The sequence below is a fragment of the Nocardia fodinahabitans genome (assembly GCF_052983615.1).
This window is the reverse complement of record NZ_JBRJJC010000001.1, coordinates 1,119,472-1,144,047: the sequence shown is the minus strand read 5'-3', so window position 1 is coordinate 1,144,047 and position 24,576 is coordinate 1,119,472. Positions and strand designations below refer to the sequence as shown.

At 67.7% G+C, this 24,576-nt stretch carries 23 protein-coding genes and 2 tRNA genes; 15 read left to right on the top strand and 10 right to left on the bottom strand.

Annotation, left to right across the window (positions count from 1 at the left end):
- Window positions 1-30: 30 nt before the first annotated feature.
- Window positions 31-417, bottom strand: coding sequence for a very short patch repair endonuclease (locus tag NV348_RS05495; protein ID WP_447146000.1), 387 nt, complete (start codon window positions 415-417; stop codon window positions 31-33).
- Between the two features lie 183 nt (window positions 418-600).
- On the opposite strand from NV348_RS05495, the gene NV348_RS05490 reads away from it, so the two are divergent.
- On the top strand, window positions 601-1,941 hold the full coding sequence (locus NV348_RS05490; RefSeq protein WP_447145999.1) for a DNA cytosine methyltransferase: 1,341 nt from the start codon (window positions 601-603) through the stop codon (window positions 1,939-1,941).
- Between the two features lie 654 nt (window positions 1,942-2,595).
- On the opposite strand, the gene NV348_RS05485 is transcribed toward NV348_RS05490, so the two are convergent.
- Complete coding sequence (locus NV348_RS05485) at window positions 2,596-3,240, bottom strand: hypothetical protein (protein WP_447145998.1); 645 nt, start codon at window positions 3,238-3,240, stop codon at window positions 2,596-2,598.
- A gap of 65 nt (window positions 3,241-3,305) precedes the next feature.
- Between NV348_RS05485 and NV348_RS05480 the strand changes: the two genes are divergently transcribed.
- On the top strand, window positions 3,306-3,731 hold the full coding sequence (locus NV348_RS05480; protein ID WP_447145997.1) for an NUDIX hydrolase: 426 nt from the start codon (window positions 3,306-3,308) through the stop codon (window positions 3,729-3,731).
- Here NV348_RS05480 and NV348_RS05475 read toward each other — a convergent pair.
- Window positions 3,728-5,017, bottom strand: a complete 1,290-nt coding sequence (locus tag NV348_RS05475; protein WP_447145996.1) for a hypothetical protein — start codon at window positions 5,015-5,017, stop codon at window positions 3,728-3,730. The two genes, NV348_RS05480 and NV348_RS05475, sit on opposite strands and share 4 nt — an antisense overlap.
- Before the next feature lie 330 nt (window positions 5,018-5,347).
- Between NV348_RS05475 and NV348_RS05470 the strand changes: the two genes are divergently transcribed.
- Window positions 5,348-5,551, top strand: a complete 204-nt coding sequence (locus NV348_RS05470; RefSeq protein ID WP_447145995.1) for a cold-shock protein — start codon at window positions 5,348-5,350, stop codon at window positions 5,549-5,551.
- A 78-nt stretch (window positions 5,552-5,629) separates the two neighbouring features.
- Here the strand turns inward: NV348_RS05470 and NV348_RS05465 are convergent, their stop codons facing one another.
- Window positions 5,630-6,412, bottom strand: a complete 783-nt coding sequence (locus tag NV348_RS05465) for an MHYT domain-containing protein (protein ID WP_447145994.1) — start codon at window positions 6,410-6,412, stop codon at window positions 5,630-5,632.
- Between the two features lie 408 nt (window positions 6,413-6,820).
- Between NV348_RS05465 and NV348_RS05460 the strand changes: the two genes are divergently transcribed.
- Window positions 6,821-7,024, top strand: a complete 204-nt coding sequence (locus tag NV348_RS05460; RefSeq protein WP_054814460.1) for a cold-shock protein — start codon at window positions 6,821-6,823, stop codon at window positions 7,022-7,024.
- 59 nt (window positions 7,025-7,083) lie between these two features.
- On the opposite strand, the gene NV348_RS05455 is transcribed toward NV348_RS05460, so the two are convergent.
- Window positions 7,084-7,893 carry a nucleotidyltransferase domain-containing protein gene (locus NV348_RS05455; RefSeq protein WP_447145993.1) on the bottom strand — a complete coding sequence of 270 codons (810 nt, stop codon included), beginning with the start codon at window positions 7,891-7,893 and terminating at the stop codon, window positions 7,084-7,086.
- Between the two features lie 133 nt (window positions 7,894-8,026).
- Between NV348_RS05455 and serA the strand changes: the two genes are divergently transcribed.
- From serA to NV348_RS05440, 3 genes are all read left to right on the top strand, one after another.
- On the top strand, window positions 8,027-9,625 hold the full coding sequence (gene serA / locus NV348_RS05450; RefSeq protein WP_447145992.1) for a phosphoglycerate dehydrogenase: 1,599 nt from the start codon (window positions 8,027-8,029) through the stop codon (window positions 9,623-9,625).
- Window positions 9,626-9,861: 236 nt separating this feature from the next.
- The gene (locus NV348_RS05445) at window positions 9,862-10,869 is read left to right on the top strand and encodes a 3-isopropylmalate dehydrogenase (protein ID WP_447145991.1); all 1,008 of its coding nucleotides are present in this window, start codon (window positions 9,862-9,864) and stop codon (window positions 10,867-10,869) included.
- A gap of 142 nt (window positions 10,870-11,011) precedes the next feature.
- Entirely contained in the window at window positions 11,012-11,617 is a 606-nt protein-coding gene (locus NV348_RS05440) for a Uma2 family endonuclease (protein WP_447145990.1), read from the top strand.
- A 50-nt stretch (window positions 11,618-11,667) separates the two neighbouring features.
- Here the strand turns inward: NV348_RS05440 and NV348_RS05435 are convergent, their stop codons facing one another.
- Window positions 11,668-12,825: an MFS transporter gene (locus NV348_RS05435; RefSeq protein ID WP_447150948.1), complete on the bottom strand. Its 1,158-nt coding sequence runs from the start codon at window positions 12,823-12,825 to the stop codon at window positions 11,668-11,670.
- A gap of 332 nt (window positions 12,826-13,157) precedes the next feature.
- Here NV348_RS05435 and NV348_RS05430 point away from each other — a divergent pair, with 332 nt between their 5' ends.
- The 4 genes from NV348_RS05430 (at window position 13,158) to NV348_RS05415 (ending at window position 15,776) form a co-directional block, all read left to right on the top strand.
- Window positions 13,158-13,931, top strand: a complete 774-nt coding sequence (locus tag NV348_RS05430) for a fumarylacetoacetate hydrolase family protein (RefSeq protein ID WP_447145989.1) — start codon at window positions 13,158-13,160, stop codon at window positions 13,929-13,931.
- An 18-nt stretch (window positions 13,932-13,949) separates the two neighbouring features.
- The gene (gltX, locus tag NV348_RS05425) at window positions 13,950-15,425 is read left to right on the top strand and encodes a glutamate--tRNA ligase (RefSeq protein WP_447145988.1); all 1,476 of its coding nucleotides are present in this window, start codon (window positions 13,950-13,952) and stop codon (window positions 15,423-15,425) included.
- Between the two features lie 178 nt (window positions 15,426-15,603).
- Window positions 15,604-15,675: transfer RNA gene (locus tag NV348_RS05420), tRNA-Gln, on the top strand.
- Window positions 15,676-15,703: 28 nt separating this feature from the next.
- Window positions 15,704-15,776, top strand: a tRNA-Glu gene (locus NV348_RS05415).
- Between the two features lie 44 nt (window positions 15,777-15,820).
- On the opposite strand, the gene NV348_RS05410 is transcribed toward NV348_RS05415, so the two are convergent.
- Complete coding sequence (locus NV348_RS05410) at window positions 15,821-16,522, bottom strand: IclR family transcriptional regulator (RefSeq protein WP_218719237.1); 702 nt, start codon at window positions 16,520-16,522, stop codon at window positions 15,821-15,823.
- A 63-nt stretch (window positions 16,523-16,585) separates the two neighbouring features.
- Between NV348_RS05410 and leuC the strand changes: the two genes are divergently transcribed.
- The 3 genes from leuC to NV348_RS05395 all read left to right on the top strand — a co-directional run bounded on the left by leuC (window position 16,586) and on the right by NV348_RS05395 (window position 19,480).
- Window positions 16,586-18,010, top strand: coding sequence for a 3-isopropylmalate dehydratase large subunit (gene leuC, locus NV348_RS05405; RefSeq protein WP_447145987.1), 1,425 nt, complete (start codon window positions 16,586-16,588; stop codon window positions 18,008-18,010).
- Window positions 18,011-18,043: 33 nt separating this feature from the next.
- Window positions 18,044-18,652 carry a 3-isopropylmalate dehydratase small subunit gene (leuD, locus tag NV348_RS05400; RefSeq protein WP_218719239.1) on the top strand — a complete coding sequence of 203 codons (609 nt, stop codon included), beginning with the start codon at window positions 18,044-18,046 and terminating at the stop codon, window positions 18,650-18,652.
- Window positions 18,653-18,808: 156 nt separating this feature from the next.
- A complete protein-coding gene (locus NV348_RS05395; protein ID WP_447145986.1) occupies window positions 18,809-19,480 on the top strand; it encodes an HU family DNA-binding protein in 672 nt (223 codons plus the stop codon).
- Window positions 19,481-19,671: 191 nt separating this feature from the next.
- On the opposite strand, the gene NV348_RS05390 is transcribed toward NV348_RS05395, so the two are convergent.
- The 3 genes from NV348_RS05390 to cofC all read right to left on the bottom strand — a co-directional run bounded on the left by NV348_RS05390 (window position 19,672) and on the right by cofC (window position 23,534).
- A complete protein-coding gene (locus tag NV348_RS05390; RefSeq protein WP_447145985.1) occupies window positions 19,672-20,592 on the bottom strand; it encodes an NUDIX hydrolase in 921 nt (306 codons plus the stop codon).
- A 20-nt stretch (window positions 20,593-20,612) separates the two neighbouring features.
- Entirely contained in the window at window positions 20,613-22,781 is a 2,169-nt protein-coding gene (locus NV348_RS05385; protein ID WP_447145984.1) for an RNA degradosome polyphosphate kinase, read from the bottom strand.
- 72 nt (window positions 22,782-22,853) lie between these two features.
- Window positions 22,854-23,534: a 2-phospho-L-lactate guanylyltransferase gene (cofC, locus tag NV348_RS05380; RefSeq protein WP_447145983.1), complete on the bottom strand. Its 681-nt coding sequence runs from the start codon at window positions 23,532-23,534 to the stop codon at window positions 22,854-22,856.
- Window positions 23,535-23,565: 31 nt separating this feature from the next.
- Between cofC and NV348_RS05375 the strand changes: the two genes are divergently transcribed.
- Window positions 23,566-24,561, top strand: a complete 996-nt coding sequence (locus NV348_RS05375) for an NAD(P)H-dependent glycerol-3-phosphate dehydrogenase (RefSeq protein WP_447145982.1) — start codon at window positions 23,566-23,568, stop codon at window positions 24,559-24,561.
- The last annotated feature ends 15 nt before the right edge of the window (window positions 24,562-24,576 follow it).

Genomic DNA, 24,576 nt, shown 5'->3' with positions numbered 1-24,576 from the left:
GACCTCAGCTACCTGATCCCCTACGATCGCTCATATGTTCGGGTCCCGATCTAGCTTGTCGACCACGGCGGTCAGCGCAGACGCGACCGGTTCGTGCTCCCAGACCCGCACCACTGTCCACCCAGCCGTCGACAACGCGGCGTCTGCTTCCCGATCCCGCGTGACGTTTCGGCGGAGCTTCGGTGTCCAATACCATTCGTTCGTGGTCGGCGATCTGCCGTGCTCAGGGCACGCGTGCCAGAAGCAGCCGTCGACGAACACCGCAACCCGGCGAGCTGTGAACACGATGTCGGGTCTGACCGGTCTGCGACCCTCGACCGCGATCGGCAAGTCTTTCCGGAACCGGTACCCGAGCCGATGCAGTTCCCTCCGCAGCTCGACTTCTGGCTTGGTGTCGGTGCGCTTGATCGCCCGCATGTTTCGCCCACGGCCAGGCGACGATGCTGCCGGTACGCCACTGCGGCTGTCCGGCCCCGGCGGCGGCAACTGGTCTCGATCCATCCTCTACCCAGCCTTCGACTGGTCTATGACTGCACGGCATGATAGTCATCCGCGTCCCACAGGATCGCTCGATACACCACTTCGCAGAAGGGACACCGCGTGACCGAGCTCAGCGTCATCGAAATTTGCGCAGGAGCAGGCGGCCAAGCGCTCGGGCTCGAGCGAGCAGGCTTCGAGCACAAGCTCGCCGTCGAACTCGACCAAACCGCCGCGGACACCATCCAGCGTAATCGTCCGCACTGGAAGGTCGAAGTCGGTGATGTGGCTAATCCTGCGGTATTCAACCCGAAGGCATTTGCTCCTGATGCCGAAGGCCGTGGCGGGCGACAGATCGATCTTCTTGCAGGCGGCGTTCCGTGCCCTCCGTTCTCCATTGCGGGAAAGCAGCTGGGCGCTAATGACGAGCGGGACCTTTTTGCGTGGGCCGTCGAGCAAGTTGATGTAGTACGACCCCGGGCGCTGTTGCTCGAGAATGTCCGTGGGTTGAGCATGCCGCGCTTTGCCGGATATCGGCAGCATGTGCTGGATCGACTCAGCAAGTTCGGCTACTCGGCAGAGTGGCGCCTTATCCAAGCATCCGAATACGGAGTGCCTCAGCTGCGTCCACGGTTCGTTCTCGTTGCCATGGCGCCCGGAGATTTCCAGTACTTCACGTGGCCCGAGGCGACTGGCGAAGCCAGGACGGTCGGGGAGACGCTACTGCCATTGATGATGGAACGCGGCTGGAAAGGTGCGGCTGCGTGGGCGGAGAAAGCAAACGGCATCGCTCCGACAATCGTAGGCGGATCGAAGAAGCATGGCGGTGCTGATCTGGGTCCGACCAGGGCTAAGCGCGCCTGGGCAGAACTCGGTGTAGACGCCTATGGTGTGCACGATACCGCGCCACCCTACGAGAAGCGGCCGATGACCGAGTTCGGTCCGAAACTGACAGTCGAGATGGTTGCGCGCATCCAAGGATGGGTCTTCGCCAAGGACGAAGCGCATCGGTCCGAGCTGGAGGACGCCGGGAACGGCGAGTTTGCGTGGATCTTCACGGGCAAGAAGACAGCTCAATACCGCCAGATCGGCAACGCGTTTCCGCCTCCGGTTGCCAAAGCGATCGGGCAGTCCATTTCCCGCGCACTTCGTCATATCGGGAATCCGATCGAGCGCAACGACGATCCACTCACAGATCCCATCTACAAGGTTCTGCGTGACCATGCCCAACAGGATCCGGACACGTTCCTCACCGCGGCACAGATAGTTCAGCGGGCGAAATTGTCCATCGATGATCCCGAAATCGACCGTCGAATCTCCCTGCTGGACAAAGATTTCGAGATCATCAAGGACGAGAGGTCCAGCGGACTCGCATATCGAATGGGTGAGTTTCGGGCGTTCACTGGTCAGGATGATCACGTTCGGCACGAGTACTACCGGAACCACATTTCGCGGGTGAGCTGACCTGTTCGCGTCAATGTCTGGCCGCTGGCGCGGATGAGGGCCAGGCTTGGGAACCTCGCCCGATCCGGTGAACCTACTGGTGGTAGCGAAGTGGTTCTGGTGCGTCGACTACATGCTCGCCTGAGACTGTTGGGCATTGGGCGCAGAGGCGTGGCCTGGCTACGCCGAGCCTTTCGGGGGCTGGGTCGGTGTTGGTGCACGGTCGCCGATCTGGACGTGCAGCGCGTCCAACGTTGCGGCCCAGATGCGGAGGCGCCTCGCCTCCTCTGCTGAGTCTGCAATCGCTTCCCAGGCATTGCGCGTTCGCTGGATAGTCATGGGTTACCGGCCTCTTTTGGGTATCTCGATCGCGAGTACCTCAACTCGATCGAGTTCGAGGTTCAATGACGGGTGGGGCTGTTGCAGGATCGGGTGACAGTGTCACCTATCCCTGCAGCAGCCCCTGTTGAGGGAGCTGTGGGTATCCGATATCCGCTGGTGCTGCTGACAAACACGCCGACCCTCACGTGTGGCTCGGCGAAGGCACGGGGCACGACGGGATCCCACACACCTGGACAGGCAGCTTGTCCGGCGGATGGTAGGGCACAGGCATGTTTTCTCCTCGGGATGGCTCGCCGTCGAGCGGTGTCAGAGTTGCAGAGAGCCACAATCGGATCAGTTCGTCGCGCGGACCTTGATGGCGTCGTGGGAGATGAGGACGTCGTATTCGCCGGGGGTGGCGATGACGGCGTTGCCGTAGGCGGATTTGACGAAGGGGGAGGTGTACCAGGTGCCGGTGTTCATGTCGTCGAAGAAGTCTCGGTCGCTGCCGTTGAGCATGATGTGGTCCTGGTGGGTGGCTTTGCCGTCGAGGCGCTGGCCGTAGAGGCGGGTGATCTTGTAGCCGGAGTGGAAGCCGAGGGCGTTGACCCAGGGGTGGAGTTCGACGATGTTGGCTTGCAGGGCCCAGAGGTTGCCTTCGACGCGGTGGGTGGTGCGGGTGTCGACGGCGCCGTCGTCGTCGAAGAGGGTCAGTTCGAGGTCGAGTTGGTCGGAGTGTCCGGCAACGGGTTTCGCGATGACGTGGGCGGCGGTGATCTCGCCGGACAGGCCGAGGTAGGTCTGGAGGAGGGTGGCGATCCAGAGCAGGAGGGTGGCGACGAGGAGGAGGGCAAGGCCGGGGGCGCCGCGACCCAGGACGGTTGTGAGGCCGCCGCGGCGGCGGGCCGCGAGGACTGCCGAGACGAGTAGGGCTACGGCGAGTGCGAGCAGGGCGAGCAGGCCGATCTGGGCGAACCCGAAGGTCACCGGGAAACTCATGTACCGGTTGTACCCCGAATGTGGCTGTGACAGGAGTGGTCTCGGCATCTCGGTAGGGTGAATTCGTGGACAAGTATCGGGTACTCGTCGGCGTTCATCTGGTGCTCCTCGACGGTGACGGGCGGGTGTTGTTGGGGCGCAGACTCGATACCGGCTTCGGGGACGGGTTGTTCCATGTGCCCGCGGGGCATCTCGAGGCGGGGGAGTCGGCGGTGGCGGGGCTGATCCGGGAGGCGCGCGAAGAGGTGGGTGTCGAGATCGACGCCGGGGACGTGGAATTCGCGCACGTGCTGCACAGCGACGAGCGGGTGCAGATGTTCTTCACCGTGCGGCGCTGGCGTGGGGAGGTCGCGAATCGGGAGCCCGAGAAGTGCTCGGAACTGCGGTGGTTCGATCCGGGGGCGCTTCCGGTGGAGATCGTGGAGTACGGCAAGGTCGGTGTGCGGCCGGCGCTGTCCGGGCGGGTGTTCTCGGAGTTGGGCTGGGACTAAGCGGCGGGCCTGCGCCGCTGCAGTAGCACGATCGCGGCGGTGCCGGCGAGGGCGATGCCGATCGACGCCGACGCCGGGATCGGACCGCGGTCGACGTCGGCGGTGCGGTACCACGACGAGGAGTAGGCGAGGTGGCCGAACTTGTCGTCGCTCAACGCCACTCCGAGCGACGGCACGAACAGGATCGACAGGCCGACGACGGCGGAGGTGGGACTCTGGGGGACCGCCGAGCCCACGCAGTACCCGCACACCGCGCCCAGCGCCAGACAGCCGATGGCGGCGATGAGGGTCGCGGGCGGGTCGAGGAGGTCGGTGGCCAGCACGAACACCGACAGCGCGACCACGGTGATCGCGGCGATGATCGCGCGTGGCCTGCGCAGGCCGACCAGGAGCCCGGCGCCGAGGGCGATCATGGTGCCCACATCGACCAGGCCGGAGCGGGGCAGCGGGATGACGAGGCTGCCCGCCACGGCGAACGTGGTCATGAGCAGCAGCAGGATGCCGTCCCGGTCGGGCAGGATCAGCGCGGCCACCGTCGCGGCCGCCACGACGACGATCGAGCCGGCGAGCACATACGGGACGGTGATCTCGCGGACCGCCACCGCCAGCGACGTCGCCAGGATCACCGAGAAGGCGATGACGGCGGCGAACACGGGAGCCAAGGGGATCGCGGTGTCGAGTACCGAGCGCGGCGAGGTGGTGGTCGTGGCCGCGAAGTAGCCGAGGGCGAGGACGCTGGCCGCGATGAACCACAGCGGTAAGGCGCCGGCGAGGACGCCGTCGAACCCGGCCGAGGTCTCGTCGGTGGGCGCCTCGGTGAGGTCGCCGAGCACGGTCGCGGCGGGCACGGCGAACAGGTACGCGGTGCGCAACAGCGGGGTGGGCCAGACCGCGATGGCCAAGGCGCCCACCGCCATTCCGGCGAGGAGGGCATCGACGAAATTCAGGGTCGGCAGGGACAGACCGGTGAAATGCGAGCTGTCGGTATTGCGCGCCAGGACCAGGTGACTCAGCAGAATCCCCGCGAGGGCGACCAGCGCGGTCCAGCGGGCCGTGCGCACGCTGCCGACGGCGACGGTGACCGCGGCGGTGATGACCGCGACGAACGCGGCGCCGGTCATCGCGCGCGGGATGTTGAACACCAGCAGATCGACATGCCGCGACTCGGCCAGGGCGGCGAAGCTGATCGGCAGCATGATGGCGAGGACGGCGACCGCGGCGGCCACGAACACCGTCACCGCTTCGGCGGCGGTCCGGATCTCGGTGGCGTTCGGCCGCCGGATCATCGGGCGGTCCGCACGGGTGGTCGCGGTGTCTTCGGGCCTCGCGCGATGGGGGCGTGCACCGAATCTCCGTTCTCGCGAACCGGGCGGTCCGGGCGGACCTGCAGGGAGTCTATCCAGGGCCGATGCGCGCACGGGCGCACGCGACGTCGCCCGCTTCCGTGTCGCGGGCCTGACCCGGGCCGGGCGGTGTCCGTGGGGAGCGGGGCGGGGATGCTCGGGCGGTGTCGCCGGAGCAGGCACTGTCGTCGACGCCCTGCTACGAGTCGCGGGCACCGGCATGCGACGATGAACGAATCTGCATGTCAGGTAAATGATTCGGAAGGTCGGTCGATGCCGAACGGCGTGGTGAGCTGGTTCGACGGCGGTAAGGGATTCGGGTTCATCACCCCCGATGCGGGCGGGCCCGAGGTGTTCGTGGAATACACCGAGCTCGTTGGTACGGGGTTCCGCACGCTGCGCGCGGGTCAGCGGGTGGAATTCGGGGTCAAAGAGACCCGGCGCGGACCGGAAGCGCTGCACGTGCGGGTCGTCTAACAGACGCCGATGGCGTAGATCGACCACGCTGACGATCAGCAGCCGGACGCTGAGCCGGTGTAGCCGGGCAGGTTCGGCCTAGTTCTGGCCGCTCGGCCAGAAGCGGCTCGCGCGCTGGCCGTGCACCGGCCGGGTGAGGTTGGGGTCCTCGGCCTCGGTGATGCCTACCTGCATGAGCAGGATCATGGTGACCATGCTGATCCCGATGATCAGCGGGGTGAGCAGCTGGGTCGCGGTGGCGCCGGTGGCGTGGGCGACGTGGGCGCTGGTGTGTGCGCTCATCGAGAACATGCCGGTGTAGTGCATGCCGGTGACGGCCACCCCCATCAGCAGGGCGGCGCCGATGGTGGCGAGGATGCCGTGGACGTGCAGCGCGAACCAGAGCGCGGCCGTGGACGCGACGACGGCGATGACCATCGACACGGCCACCACGAACGGGTCGTAGACGATCTCGATGTCGGTCTTCATCGCGTACATGCCGGAATAGTGCATCGCGCCGACCCCGAGTCCGGTGATCGTCCCGCCCACCGGGAGGGCCGCGCTGTCCCAGCCGCGCCGCACCACGATGGACAGTCCGAGCCACACCACACCCATCGCGACGGCGGCGCTGAACAAGGTGATCGGGACGTTGTAGCGGATGGTCGCGCCGTGGACGGAAAACCCGAGCATCGCGATGAAATGCATGACCCAGATCCCGGTCCCGCCGAGGGCGATCGCGGCCGCGGTGAGCCAGCCGCCGTGACTACCGGAGGCGCGCGAGCGAACCATACAACGCAGTGCCAGCATCGACCCGAGGACCGACATGAGATATGCCAGCAGCGGGGTTACCCAGCCGTAGGTGAAATGGTTGATGTCCAGCACTGTCTACTCCTTGCGTGATTTCTCCGCGAGGTGTGCGCTCCCTCACAATCTCGGAAAATACGCTGGTAGAAAATTTGCCGTACTGGGTTTCTCGAAAATGTCTAGGGATGCTGACGGTGATAGATCACCGCGGCATAGAGATGTCGATGGTGAACCGTGCCAGTCGGTTTGGTGAGTGCTTCCCGGCTGATCCGGCATCCGCGCCGCAACTACCTCGGCATACGCCGAGCATCCTCCTCGTTGCTCAGCGCGCTCACTGTGTGACAGCACCAGCTGGCAGCAACGTGGCGTTGGGTTCCTCACAGTCCGCGAGCTCGGGTGTGGAGGAATTCGTCGGATCATGGCATTGTTGAAGCCGAGACCGGGACCGGACTATTAGGACCTGGCTCGTCAACAGAAGGTTTTGAAATGGCTCAGGGCATTGTGAAGTGGTTCAACAGCGAGAAGGGCTTCGGCTTCATCGCACAGGACGGCGGCGGACCCGACGTCTTCGTGCACTACTCGGCTGTTAGCGGCGCGGGCTTCCGCTCCCTCGACGAGGGTCAGCGTGTGGAGTTCGAGATCGGTCAGGGTCAGAAGGGCCCCCAGGCTCAGGACGTCCGCGTCCTCTGATTCTGCGCTTGACCAGCGTACGAACGTGAAGCTCCGCACCGGTAGGTGCGGAGTTTCTGCTATCTGGGGGCCAATGCCTCCGCCCGGAAGAACTCGTCGGTGACGGCCCGCGCCGCCGTCAGATCCCGTGGCCCGCGCGCGGCGAACGCCTCGGTCGCCGCGCCGAACTCGGCCGCGATGAAATCGGTGATCAATCGCGGCGGCTCGCCCGTCCCCATCTCCCTGGTCCTGGACTTGAGCGCCGTCAGCTCGCCGATCGCGGCGACCAGGTCGGCGGGCAGCTCGCACTGGGCCAGCAGCGTCGGCAGGTGCATCGGTGCCACCGCCGCGCCGGGGTGTTCGCGCAGCCAGCGCAGCGCCATCGCCGGGCGCAGCGAGTAGAACACCTTCTTCAACCCGCCGTTGCGCTCGAACAGCGCCCACTGGCGGGCGCCCAGGTGCAGATAGTGCCGGGCGATCCGGTCGCGGTCGGCCACCTCGTCGGCCACCTCGCGCAGCCGGGCGCGGAACGCCTCGTCGCCGCGGTAGACGATGGGTGACATCAGCCACTCCACCAGCACCGCGTTGCCCTGCACCAGCAGGCGCAGGGCCTTGGCCAGATCCCAGCCGTTCACGTCCAGCAGTCCGACCAGCGGCGTCTCGATGACATCGCGGGTCGACCACGGCGAGAGATACGTCCCGAGGCTCGCCACGTAGAGGAAACGGCAGTCGTAGTCGGAGTCCGGTGAGGGGAAACCCCAAGCCCGGCTGCCGCTTTCGATGGCCAGGCGGATCGTCACGCCGTGCTCGGCCGCCACCCGGTCGAGCTCGGCGTCGACGGCGGCCACGACGGCCGGATCCATCGAGTCGGGGACGGTGCGCAAGGACATGGCGTGATGGTAGGCGGGGCGCCGCCCAGGGTTCATCCGGTTTTCGGGCAGGGGGGTAAGGGCACCCGAACCCCGGCGACTATTCTGGTCGGCGGTAACTGCCGACCCCTTTCTTCCCCAGGAGTACCCCACAGTGAGCCAAGCAGGCCGTCCTGTAGTTCTGATCGCCGACAAGCTCGCCCAGTCGACCGTCGACGCGCTCGGTGACGGTGTCGAGGTTCGCTGGGTCGATGGCCCCGACCGCCCGGCGCTGCTCGCCGCGGTCCCCGAGGCCGACGCGCTGCTCGTGCGCTCCGCGACCACCGTCGACGCCGAGGTGCTCGAGGCGGGCAAGAAGCTCCAGATCGTCGCCCGCGCCGGCGTCGGCCTCGACAACGTCGACGTGCCCGCCGCCACCGAGCGTGGCGTGATGGTCGTCAACGCGCCGACCTCCAACATCCACACCGCCGCCGAGCACGCCGTCACCCTGCTGCTCGCCGCCGCCCGCCAGATCCCGGCCGCCGACGCGACCCTGCGCGAGAAGACCTGGAAGCGCAGCAAGTTCAACGGTGTCGAGATCCTCGGCAAGACCGTCGGCGTCATCGGCCTCGGCCGCATCGGCCAGCTGTTCGCGCAGCGTCTGGCGGCCTTCGAGACCAAGATCGTCGCGTACGACCCCTACACCTCGCCCGCTCGCGCCGCGCAGCTCGGCATCGAGCTGCTGAGCCTGGAGGAGGTGCTCGAGCGCGCCGACTTCATCTCGATCCACCTGCCGAAGACGCCCGAGACCAAGGGCATGCTCAACGCCGAGACGCTGGCCAAGACCAAGCCGGGCGTCATCATCGTCAACGCCGCCCGTGGTGGCCTGATCGACGAGCAGGCGCTGGCCGACGCCATCAAGTCCGGCCACGTGCGCGCCGCCGGTCTGGACGTGTTCGAGACCGAGCCCTGCACCGACAGCCCGCTGTTCGACCTGCCCGAGGTCGTGGTGACCCCGCACCTGGGCGCCTCCACCGCCGAGGCCCAGGACCGCGCGGGCACCGATGTCGCCAAGTCGGTGCTGCTCGCGCTGGCCGGTGAGTTCGTGCCCGGCGCCGTGAACGTCACCGGTGGCGCCGTCAACGATGTCGTCGCGCCGTGGCTCGACGTCGTCCGCAAGCAGGGCGCGCTGCTCGGCGCCATCGCCAGCGAGCTGCCCGTCAGCGTCGAGGTGCAGGTGCGCGGCGAGCTCGCCTCGCAGGACGTGGCCGTGCTGGAGCTGTCCGCGCTGCGCGGGGTGTTCTCGGCGCTGGTCGAGGACCAGGTCACCTTCGTCAACGCCCCGGCGCTGGCCAAGGAGCGCGGCATCACCGCCGCCGTCACCACCGCCACCGAGAGCCCGAACCACCGCAGCATGGTCGACCTGCGCGCCGTGTTCGGCGACGGCTCGACCCTGAACGTGGCCGGCACGCTGACCGAGCCCGCCCTGGTCGACAAGATCGTCAACATCAACGGCCGCAACTACGACATGCGCGCCGAGGGCCTGAACCTGGCCGTGCTGAACTACACCGACAAGCCGGGCGCGCTGGGCAAGATCGGCACCAAGCTGGGCGAGGCCGAGATCGATATCCTGGCCGCGCAGCTGAGCCAGGACGTGGATGCCGAAGGCGCCACCGTGGTGCTGCGCGTCAACCGCGAGGTGTCGGCCGAGGTGCAGTCCGCGATCGCCGAGGCCGTCGGCGCCGCCAAGGTCGTGCTGGTCGACCTGAGCTGAGTTATCGGAGCGCTGGCGCGCTCGAGGTCGCGGCCCCTGCGGTCCCGACGAAATGCGGGGCGAAACTCGCGCCTTCGGCGCTTTGTCTCGCCCCGCCTTTCGTCGGGACGGTCGCGACGCCCGCTGCGCGGGCAGGCCTCCTCGGGGTCGGCCCCGAGGGGGCTCGGTGGGGGCGCGACGGTACGGCTTACGGTTGGTCGTGGCGACCGCCGATCCTCTGAACGGAGCTGGATTTCATGAAACTCGCAGTTATCGCCGGTGACGGCATCGGTCCCGAGGTCATCGCCGAGGCGCTCAAGGTGCTCGACGTGGTCTCGCCCGGTGTCGAGAAGACCGAATACGACCTGGGCGCCGCCCGTTACCACCGCACCGGCGAGATCCTGCCGGAATCGGTGCTGCCCGAGCTCAAGCAGCACGACGCGATCCTGCTCGGCGCGATCGGCGACCCGTCGGTCCCCAGCGGCGTGCTCGAGCGGGGTCTGTTGCTCAAGACCCGGTTCGCGCTGGACCACCACGTGAACCTGCGTCCGTCGCGGCTGTACCCGGGCGTCACCAGCCCGCTGGCCGGCAACCCCGACATCGACTTCGTGGTCGTGCGTGAGGGCACCGAGGGCCCCTACACCGGCACCGGCGGCGCGATCCGCGTCGAGACCCCGCACGAGGTCGCGACCGAGGTGTCCACCAATACCCGCTTCGGCATCGAGCGCGTCGTGCGTTACGCCTTCGCCGTCGCGCAGTCGCGCCGCAAGCACCTGACCCTGGTGCACAAGAACAACGTGCTCACCTTCGCCGGGTCGCTGTGGCAGCGCACCGTGAACGAGGTCGCCGCCGAGTTCCCCGAAGTGCAGACCGCCTACCAGCACATCGACGCCGCCACCATCCACATGGTGACCGACCCGGGCCGCTTCGACGTGATCGTCACCGACAACCTGTTCGGCGACATCATCACCGACCTGGCCGCCGCCGTCAGCGGTGGCATCGGCCTGGCCGCTTCGGGCAACATCGATGCCTCCGGCGTGAACCCGTCGATGTTCGAGCCGGTCCACGGCAGCGCCCCCGACATCGCGGGCCAGTCCAAGGCCGACCCGACCGCCGCCATCCTGTCGGTCTCGCTGCTGCTCAACCACCTCGGCAACGCCGAGGGCGCGGCCCGCATCGAGTCCGCCGTCGCCAAGGACCTGGCCGCGCGCACCGGCACCGCCTCCACCGTCGAGGTCGGCGACCGGATCGCCGCCATCGTCTGATGCTCTGCCAGGTTCGGCCCGCTTCGTTGATTGCGCGAGGCGGGCCGAACCTGTTCACGAGTGCAGCACGTCTCGGCCGAGTCCAGCAGTAGACTGTCTGGGCAACCAGTTCGACGGTGCGCACGAGTCCAGCCTCGGAGGCATGATGACAGCTCATCACGACGCCGGTAGTGCGAACTTCGGCCCGTATACAGTGCTCGACCTGCACGACCTGAACGACGACGGTAAGGGTTTCGAACTCGAAGACGGGTGGTTGGTCGAGGTGGCAGCGGGGGCACGGCACAACTTCATCGCTATCGGCCTGGGCGAAATTGTCAAGGCTGCGGCCGCTGCATCCGATGTGTATGTCTGCTTGGGCGGTGAATGGGAGTTCAGCACACCGAGCGGTGTGCGTAAGCCCGATGTCGCCGTGGTACCGAAATCTGTTGCCCGGGCGGCGATTATCGACGAGAAGCCTCGGCTGATGCCGGCGTCGGAGGTGCTTCTCGCCATCGAGGTAGTTTCACCGGGCAGTGGGAGTGAGCGTGCCGATCGGGTGCGCAAGGTGCGCGAGTACGCCGCCGTCGGAATTCCTGAGTACTGGATCGTGGAGCAACACCCCGCGGTTCGTATCCACCGCCTCGTTCTGGACGACGGCGTGTATCGGGTCGACTCGGTCGGTAAGGAAGGCGAGATGTTCACCAGCACCGTCGTTTCCGAGGTGCCGTTCAGCATCGCGTTCGATCCGGTGGATCTGCTCGACATCTGAGGTACCGCGGATCGTGCGGCTCGGTTATCTCGGAACAGGCTGCGGCGCAGCTACTTTCCGGTGACCCGCGGGACCAGCGGGACCGCCGCGGCGGCGGCGATCGCGGCTATGGCGAAGGCGGCGGGGAAGCCGGTGGCGGTGATCAGGAGGCCGAAAACCGGTGGGACGGCGGCGATGGCGAGATTCTGGCCGGTGTTCTGGATGCCCAGGCCGCGACCGCTCCAGAACGGGCCGGCGATCTCGGCGACGGCGGTGAAGGCCAGGCCGTTGTCCGACACCGAGATCACCGAGGCCACGACCATCAGCGGGACGGCCGCCCACCACCAGTCGGTCCAGGCGGTGACGGTCAGGGCGGCCATCGCGACGACGGCGGCCACGGCCACCTGACGCAGCGGGCCCAGTCTGCTGCCGACCCGGTCGGACCACGCGCCCGCGCCGATTCGCCCGGCGGCGCCCAGGAATTGGGTGGCCGTCATCAGCGCGCCCGCGGCCGCCAGCGACCAGCCCAGGTCGCGGTGCAGCCACAGCAGGGCGAAGGTCCACAGGGTGGCCTGCGGGACGACCAGCAGGATCGACACGGCGTGGATGCGCCACAGGGTGCCATCACCGCGATAGGGGTTGGCGCGGTCGGCGGCCTTGGCGGGCGGGCGCGGCGGGTCGACGATGCCGAACAGGCAGCCGACCGCCGCGATCCCGGCCATCGCGGCGGGCACCAGCAGCGCGGCGGGGATGCCGTGGTGCGCGGCGACCCACGGGATGCTCAGCGCGGCCAGGCCGACGCCCAGCGGCTGCGCGGTCTGGCGGATGCCCATGGCCAGGCCGCGCCGATCCGGTGGGAACCAGCCGACGATCACCCGCCCACTCGCGCCGTTGGAGCTGGCCGCGCCGACGCCACCCAGGAACAGCAGCGCGCCGAAGGCGATCGGGTTGTCCACCACCGCGGCGGCGACGCCGGCCACGAACATCAACACCGTGCCCGCCACCAGCACGATCCGCTCGCCGATCCGGTCGACGACGTAGCCCCACGCGATCAGCGTGCACACCAGACCCACGGTCGGCAGGGCGACCAGCGCGCCCGCGGCGGCCAGCGAATCGCCCCGGGCCGTCAGCGCGGGCAGCAGGAACGGGGTGCCGTGGATGAAGATCGAGCTCGAGGTCTGCGCGAAGACGCCGAGGGCGAGCATCAGCCAGCGTCTGCCGTCGCTCATCCTGGTCGTTTCGGCCGTCAGCCGCACCTCTGTCACGATTCTCACCTCGCCGGGTTGCACGATTGCATCTCAATATTTGAGATTGATGTCTCATGTGGTGAACATCTGGGTTCACGGTACACCCGTGACCGCTGAATGGCGCCCTCCGATTCGGTGTCTGACAGATCACAACCGGCGTCGGCGACGCGGGTGATGAATGTCGCAGTCGGGCAGCGGCTTCGAATCACACCGGTGTGAGCTTTCCCGCATTCCGCGCGTGGGCGCATGACCGTGCCCGTGCCGCGTCCCGGGCGCGTTCGGGCAGGTGGGCGCGTCTCGATAGACTCCGGGGCATGCGCTTAGGTCGAGTTGCCAGTCCCGATGGAGTCGCGTTCGTCAGCATCGAAGGTGACGGCAGCGATGCCACCGCCAAGGAGATCGCCGAACACCCGTTCGGCTCGCCGACGTTCACCGGCCGGAGCTGGCCGCTGGCCGATGTCCGCCTGCTGGCCCCGATTCTGGCGAGCAAGGTGATCTGCATCGGCAAGAACTACGCCGCGCACGCGGCCGAGATGGGTGGCGAGGCGCCGGCCGATCCGGTCATCTTCCTCAAGCCCAACACCGCGATCGTCGGCCCGAACGCGCCGATCATCCTGCCGCCCAGCTCTTCCCAGGTCGACTACGAGGGCGAGCTGGCCGTGGTCATCGGCCGTCCGTGCAAGGACGTGCCCGCCGCGAAGGCCGCCGAGGTCATCCTGGGCTACACCGTCGCCAACGACGTCACCGCCCGTGACCAGCAGCGTCACGACGGGCAGTGGACCAGGGCCAAGGGCTACGACACGTTCTGCCCGCTCGGCCCGTGGATCGAAACCGCTCTCGATCCAAACGATCTGGAGATCGTCACCGAGGTCGACGGCGAGGTCCGCCAGCGCAGCCGCACGTCGCTGTTCCTGCACGACATCCCGAAGATCGTCGAATGGGTGTCGACCGTGATGACGCTGCTGCCCGGTGACGTGATCCTCACCGGCACACCGGAAGGCGTCGGCCCGCTGCAATCCGGGCAGAACGTGTCGGTCACCGTCGAGGGCATCGGCACCCTCACCAATCCTGTTGCCACCAAGCGCTGATACCGCGGAGAGAGAGTCATGACTGAAGTACGGGTCCGTTTCTGCCCGTCGCCGACCGGCACGCCGCACGTCGGCCTGATCCGCACGGCGTTGTTCAACTGGGCGTACGCGCGTCACCACGGCGGCAGTTTCGTCTTCCGTATCGAAGACACCGACGCCGCCCGCGATTCCGAGGAGTCCTACCGGGCGATCCTGGACGCGCTGCGGTGGCTGGGCCTGAGCTGGGACGAGGGCCCCGAGGTCGGCGGCCCCTACGAGCCGTACCGGCAGTCGCTGCGCCGCGATCAGCACCTCGAGGTCGTGCGCAAGCTGGTCGAGGCAGGCGAGGCCTACGAATCCTTCTCCACCCCGGACGAGGTCGAGGCGCGCCATCGCGCGGCCGGTCGTGACCCGAAACTGGGCTACGACAACGTCGATCGCGACCTCACCGCCGAGCAGATCGCCGCGTACAAGGCCGAGGGCAGGCCCGCGGTGATCCGGCTGCGGATGCCGGACGAAGATCTCAGCTGGAATGATCTGGTGCGCGGTGAAACCACCTTCAAGGCCGGTACCGTGCCCGATTTCGCGCTCACCCGCGGCAGCGGCGATCCGCTCTACACGCTGGTGAATCCGGTCGACGACGCGCTGATGAAGATTACCCATGTGCTGCGCGGCGAAGACCTGCTGTCCTCGACCCCGCGCCAGCTCGCGTTGTACGCGGCGCTGCAGCGTATCGGGGTCGCGGAGTTCACGCCGGAGTTCGGTCATCTGCCGTTCGTGATGGGTCAGGGCAACAAGAAGCTGTCCAAGCGCGACCCCGAATCGAATCTGTTCGTCCATCGGGACCGCGGATTCATCCCTGAGGGTTTGCTGAATTACCTGGCCCTGCTCGGCTGGAGTATCGCCGAGGACCGCGACGTGTTCTCCATGGCCGAGATGGTGGCCGCGTTCGACATTTCGACGGTCAATTCGAATCCGGCCCGATTCGACCAGAAGAAAGCCGACGCCATCAATGCCGAGCAGATTCGTTTGCTCGAGCCGGGTGATTTCGGCCACCGTTTGCGCGAGTTCCTGACCGCGCAGGGTCATATCGGCGCCGAAATCGACGAGAAGGCCTTCCTTGCCGCGGCCGAACTGGTGCAGACCCGCATCGTCGTGCTCGGCGACGCCTGGGACCTGCTGAAATTCCTGTTCGTGGCGCCCGGGGAGTTCGCGATCGACCAGGCCGCCGGCGCCAAGAATCTCGGTGCTGAGGCCGACCCGGTGCTCGACGCTGCCATCGCCGCTGTGGAGCCGCTGACCGAGTGGACCACCCCGGCCCTGGAGGCGGCGCTGAAGAAGGCGCTGATCGACGATCTGGGGCTCAAGCCGCGTAAGGCGTTCGCGCCGGTGCGCGTCGGGGTGACGGGCTCGCACATCAGCCCGCCGCTCTACGAGTCGATGGAGCTGCTCGGCCGTGAGGTCTCGCTCGACCGGCTCCGTGCCGCCCGTGGCTGGGTGCCCGCCGCGCAGTGAGTGCGTCCGGGGCGGTGCCCGTGCCGCCCCGGAACGGTCAAAACAGCCGAAAATGGGCTCCTGACCAGGCGATTTGTAGTTTACCCCACTGTGTTTGGTAATCTTCTCATCGCCGCGGAACACGGCCTCGCAACACCGACAACCAGCCGGTGAGACGGAGGCCGAGCGTTTCCATCCTTGGGGTATGGTGTAATTGGCAACACAGCTGATTCTGGTTCAGCCATTCTAGGTTCGAGTCCTGGTACCCCAGCAAGATTTCACTTCGGTGAGATCGTCCTGGCCCCGTCGTCTAGCGGCCTAGGACGCCGCCCTCTCAAGGCGGTAGCGCGGGTTCAAATCCCGTCGGGGCTACAAAGAAAGACCCCCGCTCGAATTCGAGCGGGGGTCTTCTTCGTTTACAGCCGCTTGTGCAGTGCCTCGGCGGCGGCGACCAGATCGGCAGCCCAGCGCGCGCCCGGCCGCCTGCCCATCCGATCGATCGGGCCCGACACCGACACCGCGGCCACCACGACGCCCGCCGCGTCGCGCACCGGCGCCGAGACGCTCGCCACGCCCTGCGCGCGTTCGGCGGCGCTCTGCGCCCAGCCCCGCTTGCGGACTTCGGCCAGCGCGCGATCGCCGAACACCGCGTCGGCCAGGACGGTGCGCTGTAGCTCGGGATCGGCCCACGCCATCAGGACCTTGGCCGCCGAGCCCGCGGTGAGCGGGAGCCGGGAGCCGACCGGCACGGTGTCACGCAGGCCGACGGGCGGCTCCAGCGCGGCCACGCAGACGCGCGCGTTGCCGTCGCGGCAGTACAACTGGACGCTCTCGCCGGTGATCTCCCGCAGGCGGGGCAGAATGGCCCCTGCGGCCTCCACCAGTGGATCGGCGGCCCCCGCCGACAGTTCGGTGAGCGCGGGGCCGGGACGCCACAGCCCGTTACCGTCACGTGCCAGCAGCCGGTGCGTCTCCAGCCCGACCGCCAGCCGGTGCGCCGTGGCGCGGGGCAGGCCGGTGCGGGTGCACAGGTCGTTGAGACCGCATGGCTCGTCCGCGACGGCGTAGAGCACCGCCACGGCTTTGTCGAGGACCCCGATACCGCTATGCTGTCTCATAGAACGATACTAACGTCTCATATCTTGAGATACCAAGTATGTCCGTCGAAAGGTGATGAAGCAATGGCCGAGCGCGCCCGCACACTGGCCGAGAAGGTGTGGGACCAGCACGTCGTCGTCCCTGGCGAAGGCGAAGGTTCCTCCCGCGAACCCGACCTGATCTACATCGATCTGCACCTCGTGCACGAGGTGACCAGCCCGCAGGCCTTCGACGGGCTCCGCGCGGCGGGCCGTCCGGTGCGCAGGCCCGATCTCACCATCGCGACCGAGGACCACAACGTCCCGACCGTCGACATCGACAAGCCGATCGCCGACCCGATCTCGCGCACCCAGGTCGAGACGCTGCGGCGCAACTGCGCCGAGTTCGGCGTGCGCCTGCACCCGATGGGTGACGTCGAGCAGGGCATCGTGCACGTGGTCGGCCCGCAGCTGGGCCTGACCCAGCCGGGCATGACCGTGGTGTGCGGCGACAGCCACACCTCCACCCACGGCGCGTTCGGCGCGCTGGCGATGGGCATCGGCACCAGCGAGGTCGAGCACGTGCTCGCCACCCAGACGCTGTCGCTGCGCCCGTTCAAGACGATGGCCATCACCGTCGACGGCGAACTGGCGCCCGGCGTCACGAGCAAGGACCTGATCCTGGCCGTCATCGCCCAGATCGGCACCGGCGGCGGCCAGGGCTATGTGTTGGAGTATCGCGGCGAGGCGATCCGCAAGCTGTCGATGGAGGCGCGGATGACCATCTGCAACATGTCCATCGAGGCGGGCGCGCGCGCCGGCATGATCGCCCCCGACGCGATCACCTACGAATTCCTGAAGGGCCGCCCGCACGCGCCGCAGGGCGCCGACTGGGACGCCGCGGTAGCCGCCTGGGACGCGCTGAAGACCGACGAGGGCGCGGTTTTCGACGCCGAGGTCCACATCGACGCCAACCAGCTGACCCCGTTCGTCACCTGGGGCACCAACCCCGGTCAGGGCCTGCCGCTGGGCGCGAACGTGCCGGATCCGGCCCAGATCGCCGACGAGAGCGAGCGCGACGCCGCCGAGAAGGCCTTGCGCTACATGGACCTGACGCCGGGCATGCCGCTGCGTGAGGTCACCGTCGACACCGTTTTCGTCGGTTCCTGCACCAACGGCCGGATCGAGGATTTGCGGGCCGTCGCCGACGTGCTGAAGGGCCGTCACGTGGCCGACGGCGTGCGAATGCTGGTCGTTCCCGGCTCCATGAAGGTGCGCGCCCAGGCGGAAAAAGAAGGACTCGGCGAGATTTTCACCGCCGCGGGCGCGGAATGGCGCCAGGCGGGCTGCTCGATGTGCCTCGGCATGAATCCCGATCAGCTCGAGCCCGGCCAGCGCTGCGCCTCGACGTCGAACCGCAATTTCGAAGGCAGGCAGGGCAAGGGTGGCCGTACCCACCTGGTCTCGCCCCTGGTCGCGGCCGCCACGGCGGTCCGCGGCACCCTGTCCGCGCCCGCCGACCTGGCCTGAGCCCCCGACCACCACGATCGAAGGAGAATCGTTATGGAAGCCTTCACTGTTCACAAAGGCATCGGGGTCCCGCTGCGCCGGTCCAATGTCGACACCGACCAGATCATCCCGGCCGTTTACCTGAAGCGGGTGACCCGCACTGGTTTCGAGGACGGCTTGTTCGCCGGTTGGCGGGCCGATCCGGACTTCATTCTGAACACCGAGCCCTACAGCCACGGCAGCGTGCTGGTGGCCGGGCCGGATTTCGGTACCGGGTCCTCGCGTGAGCACGCCGTGTGGGCGCTGTCGGACTACGGCTTTCGGGTGGTCATCTCGTCGCGTTTCGCCGACATCTTCCGCGGGAATGCGGGGAAGGGCGGCCTGTTGGCCGCGCAGATGTCACAGAACGATGTCGAAATGCTGTGGAAGCTGATCGAGGAACAGCCCGGCCTCGAATTGGTTGTCGACCTGACCGCACGCACCGTGACGGCGGGAACCGTCGTGTTGCCGTTCGATATTGACGACTACACCCGGTGGCGTCTGCTGGAGGGTTTGGACGACATCGGCCTCACGCTGCGGCGGGCCGACGTCATCGGCGAGTTCGAAAAGGGAAGGCCGTCATGGAAACCCGTGACGCTGCCGGAGCCTATTTCGCAGGCGTAATCACCTGGGACGCTTAGTGGCGCTTCCCTGGGGGCGGTAGCTGGACGTGTGCTAAACCACATGAATTTTGGCGTGGCACATAGACTCTTGCTCAAACTGGGTTTACCGTGGTACCTAGTCGGTCCGACGACGGGCCATTAGTCTGCGGAGGATTCAATGAACAAGGCGGAACTGATCGACGTTCTGACCGAAAAGTTGGGTACGGACAGGCGCACGGCAACTGCGGCTGTCGAGAACGTGGTCGATACCATCGTTCGCGCCGTGCACAAAGGTCAAAGCGTCACCATCACCGGATTCGGTGTGTTCGAACAGCGCAAGCGTGCCCCCAGGGTTGCCCGCAACCCGCGTACCGGTGAAACCGTGAAGGTGAAGGCGACTTCGGTGCCTGCCTTCCGGCCGGGCGCTCAGTTCAAGGCGGTGATCGCGGGCAAGCAGAAGCTGGCCGCGTCCGGCCCTGCCGTCAAGCGTGGCGTGAACGCCCCGGTGGCGGCGAAGAAGGCGGCAGCCAAGAAGACGGCGGCCAAGAAGACCGCCGCCAAGAAGGCGACGCCGTCGAAGGGTCCAGCCAAGACCACCGCCCGTAAGGCAGCCACCAAGGCGCCCGCCGCCAAGAAGACCACGACGGCGGCAGCGAAGAAGGCCACCGCCGCCAAGAAGACCACGGCGGCAAAGAAAGTGACCGCGGCCAAGAAGGCTCCGGCCAAGAAGGTCACGGCGGCCAAGAAGACCACGGCCGCCAAGACCACCGCGGCTAAGACCACGGCCGCCAAGAAGGCTCCTGCCAAGAAGACTGCTGCGAAGAAGACAGCCACCCGTCGTGCTCGTTGATCCCGCCGCAGCGGGATCGGGTCGGGGAATGTGCACGTAGGCGCGTACCTGTGCCTTCGCTTCGGCCATGCGCGAGAGACTGTGGAACGCTGTCGCGCCTGTGCCTATCGAGCCGCATCACCCACCACTGGACCGAGAACGGCCCCGGGAAACCGGGGCCGTTTCGGCTGTTTCGAGGTGGTGCGCGCGACTCAGGCGGTGACGATTCCCGTCGAGAGGGATCGGTCCATATGGTCCGCCGCGACCAATCGGTCCGCAACGAACGACAATGCCCAGACGCTGCCCTTGCGATTGCGCGCGGGCGGCAGGGTGAGCCCGCCCTGCTCGGCGAGCCACTGCATCAGATCCGGAATCACCCTGCCCTGACTGCACACCACCGGCACACCCCGATCCGTTACCAACGACAGAAATCGTTGCCGCGCGGCGATTTTCGCTGAATCGTAACCTTGCTCGGAAAACATTGGCTCGCAATTGATTTCGACGTTCAGCTGTTCCGCCAGCGGGGTCACGGTTTGGATACAGCGCAGGGGGTCGGCCGAATGGATCTCGGATGCGCCGAACGCCAGCAGATTCGGCGTCAATGCCTTCGCCTGCTGCTCGCCGGCGGGCTCGAGCGGGCGCGACTCGTCGGGTCCGTCGAAACGCGCGCGCTTGCCCGCCTTGGCGTGGCGGACCAGCAGCACCGTGTTCGTCTTCGCGGGCAGCCGGGCGAACATCCGGATGACCTGACGATCCATCGGATACGACAGCTGGTCCATCACCTGGTCGAGCGGGAACCAGCGCAGCTGGTCGACCTCGGCGTTGACGGCGAACTCGCCCGCCGCCGCCTCGGCGGCCCAGTAGTCGACCCGCTTGAGCTGACGGTGGCCGGGAATCGGATAGGTGACGTGCCCGAGATAGCGCCCCAGCGTGCACGGCAGGCCGGTCTCCTCGCCGACCTCGCGCACCGCGGCGACCACCGGGGTCTCGCCGGGGTCGAGTTTGCCCTTGGGCAGCGACCAGTCGCCGTACTTGGGCCGGTGGATCACGGCGATCTCCGGCCCAGCGGCGCCGTCGCGCCACAGGACCGCGCCGGCGGCATGGATATTGGGTCGTACCCGGGGATCATGCATCTCGGTGTGTGCGTCCTTGTTCACGGCTGATCGGGACGACGCAGCCGCATCAGGAACTGCTGGTGGTCGCGCACCTGATCGGCGTCGGCGTCGGTGGGGCTGGCCCGCCAGGCGCCCTCCGGGCCGAGGACCCAGCAGCGCGTCATCGGATCGAGCGCCGAATCGAACACCACGCCGAGCCGTTCGACCAGGCGCGGATCCTTCACCTGCACCATGACCTCGACGCGGCGGTCGAGATTGCGGTGCATCATGTCGGCGCTGCCGATCCAGGTCTGCTCCTGCGCGCGGAACTCGATCACCCGGGAATGCTCGAGGAACCGGCCCAGGATCGAGCGCACCTCGATGTTCTCGCTCAGGCCCGGCACGCCGGGGCGCAGGCCGCAGATGCCGCGCACCACGATCTGCACCGGGACACCGGCCTGGGACGCCCGGTAGAGCGCGTCGATGATCTGCTCGTCGACGATCGCGTTGGCCTTGAGCCGGATCCGGGCGTCGAAGCCCTCCCTGGCCAGTTCGATCTCGCGGTCGATCCGCTCGATGATGCCCGCCCGCACGCCGAGCGGGGCGACCATCAGATTCCGGTAGTCCTCCTTGCGGGAGTACCCGGTCAGCGAGTTGAACAGGTCGGTCAGATCGGCGCCGATCTCCGGTGCGGCGGTGAACAACCCGACGTCCTCGTACAGGCGCGCGGTCTTGGGGTTGTAGTTGCCGGTGCCGATGTGGCAGTAGCGGCGGATGGTCGAGCCCTCGCGGCGTACCACCAGGCAGGTCTTGCAGTGGGTCTTGAGGCCGATCAGGCCGTAGACCACGTGCACGCCCGCCTGTTCCAGCGCGCGTGCCCATTTGATGTTGGCCTGCTCATCGAAGCGGGCCTTGATCTCGACCAGCGCGACGACCTGCTTGCCCGCCTCGGCGGCCTCGATCAGCGCGTTGATGATGGGGGAGTCGCCGGAGGTGCGGTAGAGGGTCTGCTTGATCGCCAGCACCTGCGGGTCGGCCGCGGCCTGCTCGATGAAGCGCTGCACGCTGGTCGAGAACGAGTCGTAGGGGTGGTGCACCAGCACGTCGCCCTCGCGCAGCGCGGCGAAGACGTTGCGCGGGGTCTCGCGCTCGCCGAAGGCCGGCGGGGTGGCCGGAACGTACGGCGCGTCCTTGAGGTCGGGCCGGTCGACGCCGTAGACCTGCCACAGGCACGACAGGTCGAGCAGGCCGGGCACCTGGATGACGTCGGCGGGGTCGACCTCGAGCTCGCGTAGTAGCAACTCCAGCATGTGCTCGGTCATGTCGTCGGAGACCTCGAGCCGCACCGGTTTGCCGAAACGCCGCCGCGCGAGTTCGCGTTCCATCGCCTGCAGCAGGTCCTCGTCGCGGTCCTCGTCGACCTCGAAGTCGGCGTTGCGGGTGATCCGGAACGAATGGGTCTCCACCACGGTCAGACCGGGGAACAGCAGGTCCAGGTGCGCGGCGATGAGATCTTCCATCGGCAGGAACGCCGCGATCGCCGAGGGCGCCTTGGTGCGGCGCACGCGCACGAACCGGTCGACGTTGTCGGGCACCTTCACGCGGGCGAAGTGCTCGCCGCCCGTGCCGGTGTCCTTGACCGTCACCGCGAGATTGAGGCTCAGGCCCGAGATATAGGGGAACGGGTGCGCCGGGTCGACGGCCAGCGGGGTGAGCACGGGGAACACCTGATCGGTGAAGTAGCCCGAGAGCCGTTGCCGTTCATCGTCGTCGAGATCGGCCCAGCCGATGAGATCGATGCCCTCCTCGGCCAGCGCCGGATCCACCTCGTCGAGGAACACGTGCGCGTGGCGGACGGCGAGTTCCTGGGCGCGGGCGGCGATCATCTCCAGCTGTTCCGACGGGGAGCGGCCGTCGGCGGAGCGCACGGACAGCCCGGTCTCGGCACGGCGTTTCAGGCCGGCGACACGGACCATGTAGAACTCGTCGAGATTCGAGGCGAAGATCGCCAGGAACTTGGCGCGTTCCAGCAGCGGTAGCGAGGCGTCCTCGGCGAGCGCGAGGACGCGGGCGTTGAAGTCGAGCCAGCTCAGTTCCCGGTTGAGGTAGCGATCCCTGGGCAATCGCTGTGTCGTCGGGTCACCGCCCGAGGCGGTGGCGGCCGCAGGTGGCGGGGAAATCGGGGGCTGCTGCTTGATGGTTTCCGTATCGCTCACGCTGTCAATCATCCCCTACGAACCGGGCAGTCCGCAGTATGACGTTGCCGCGTTCGTCCGATCCTGACCAGTGGTGGCGATCGGCTAGCACACGGTGCGAACGGGATCACCGAGGTGACAGGACAGCCCGAACTCGCGGAGGGTGCGCGCGGTGTGGGCGCCGACGCCCAGCCCGCGGACGGTGGCGAGGTCGGCGGGGGTGTCTACGTCGCAACGAAGGCCCGGCCAGTGCCCGGCGAGCTCGCGCGCGCCGTCGGTGCGGTGGGCCTGCGCGGAGCCGGCGCCGAATCGGGGAGCCAGCGGGGCGGTCGTATCGCGGACCAGTAATGCCGCGGTGCCGGTGCCGGTGTGGTCGATCACTACCGAGCGGACACCGTCGGGTGCGACGGTGAGCAGGTCGGCCAGTTCGGCCGGGCGCAGGGCGGGGAGGTCGGCCTGCAGGGCCAGCAGATGGGCCGGGCCGTGCCGGTCGCGAACGTCGGCCGCGCCCGCGGACAGCGCGGCGTTGAGCGGATCGGGAGCGCCGACCGGTTCGCCGAGGACGTGTGCGCCGAGCTCGCGGGCGCGGGTCGCGACGAGCGGATCGGGGGTGACCACCGTCAGCGACAGCACCTCGGGCACGGCGGTCGCGGCCACGACGGTGTCGGTGAACATGGCCAGCACGAGCTGACCGCGCTGCTCGGGAGTCAGCACGTCGGCCAGCCTGCTCTTGGCCCGATCGATGTGCTTGACCGCCATCACGGCGTGCACGGTGTGCGGACGCATGACATCAATCCTTACATGGCATATTGAGCTGATGACGAGGGCGGCGGTTATGGGTGCGGGGTCGTGGGGCACCGCGTTCGCGAAGGTGTTGGCGGAGGCGGGGACCGAGGTCACGATCTGGGCCAGACGGAGCGAGGTGGCGCGGGCGCTCGACAGCGAGCACCGCAATCCGTTCTACCTGCCCGACGTGCAGTTGCCGCCGGTGCGCGCCACCGACGATCACCGGGCCGCGCTCGCCGGCGCCGACTTGGTCGTGCTCGCGGTCCCGTCGCAGACGCTGCGCGCGAATCTGGAGCAGTGGAAGGGCGATATCGACCCCGACGCGACGTTGCTGAGCCTGGCCAAGGGCATCGAGACCGGCACTCTGCTGCGGATGAGTCAGGTGATCGCCGAGGTCACCGGAGCCGCGCCGGGGCGCATCGCGGTGCTGTCCGGCCCGAATCTCGCGGGCGAGATCGTCGAACGGCAGCCCGCGGCCACCGTGATCGCGTGTACCGACAGCGAACGAGCCGGGGTCGCGCAGCGGGCCTGCGCTACCGGCTATTTCCGGCCGTACACCAACACCGATGTGATCGGCTGCGAGATCGGTGGCGCGTGTAAGAACGTCATCGCGCTGGCCTGCGGCATCGCCTCGGGAATGGGGCTGGGCGACAATACGATCGCCAGCCTGATCACCCGCGGACTGGCCGAAGTCATCCGGCTCGGGGTCGCGCTCGGCGCGCAGCCGGTCACCCTGGCCGGGCTCGCCGGCGTCGGCGATCTGGTGGCAACCTGCACCTCGCCGCTGTCGCGTAACCGGTCCTTCGGGTATGTCCTCGGAGCGGGCGGGTCGATGCAGGTCGCGCAGGACGCGACCCATGGGCAGGTGGCCGAGGGTGTGAAGTCGTGCACATCGGTGCGGGCCCTGGCCGCCGCGCACGATGTGGAGATGCCGCTGACCGACGCGGTGCACCGGGTGTGTCACGAGGGTCTTTCGGTGAGCGAGGCGGTCGACAGTCTGCTCGGCAGGCGGATCAAACCCGAGTAGGTCGATAGCGCCGCA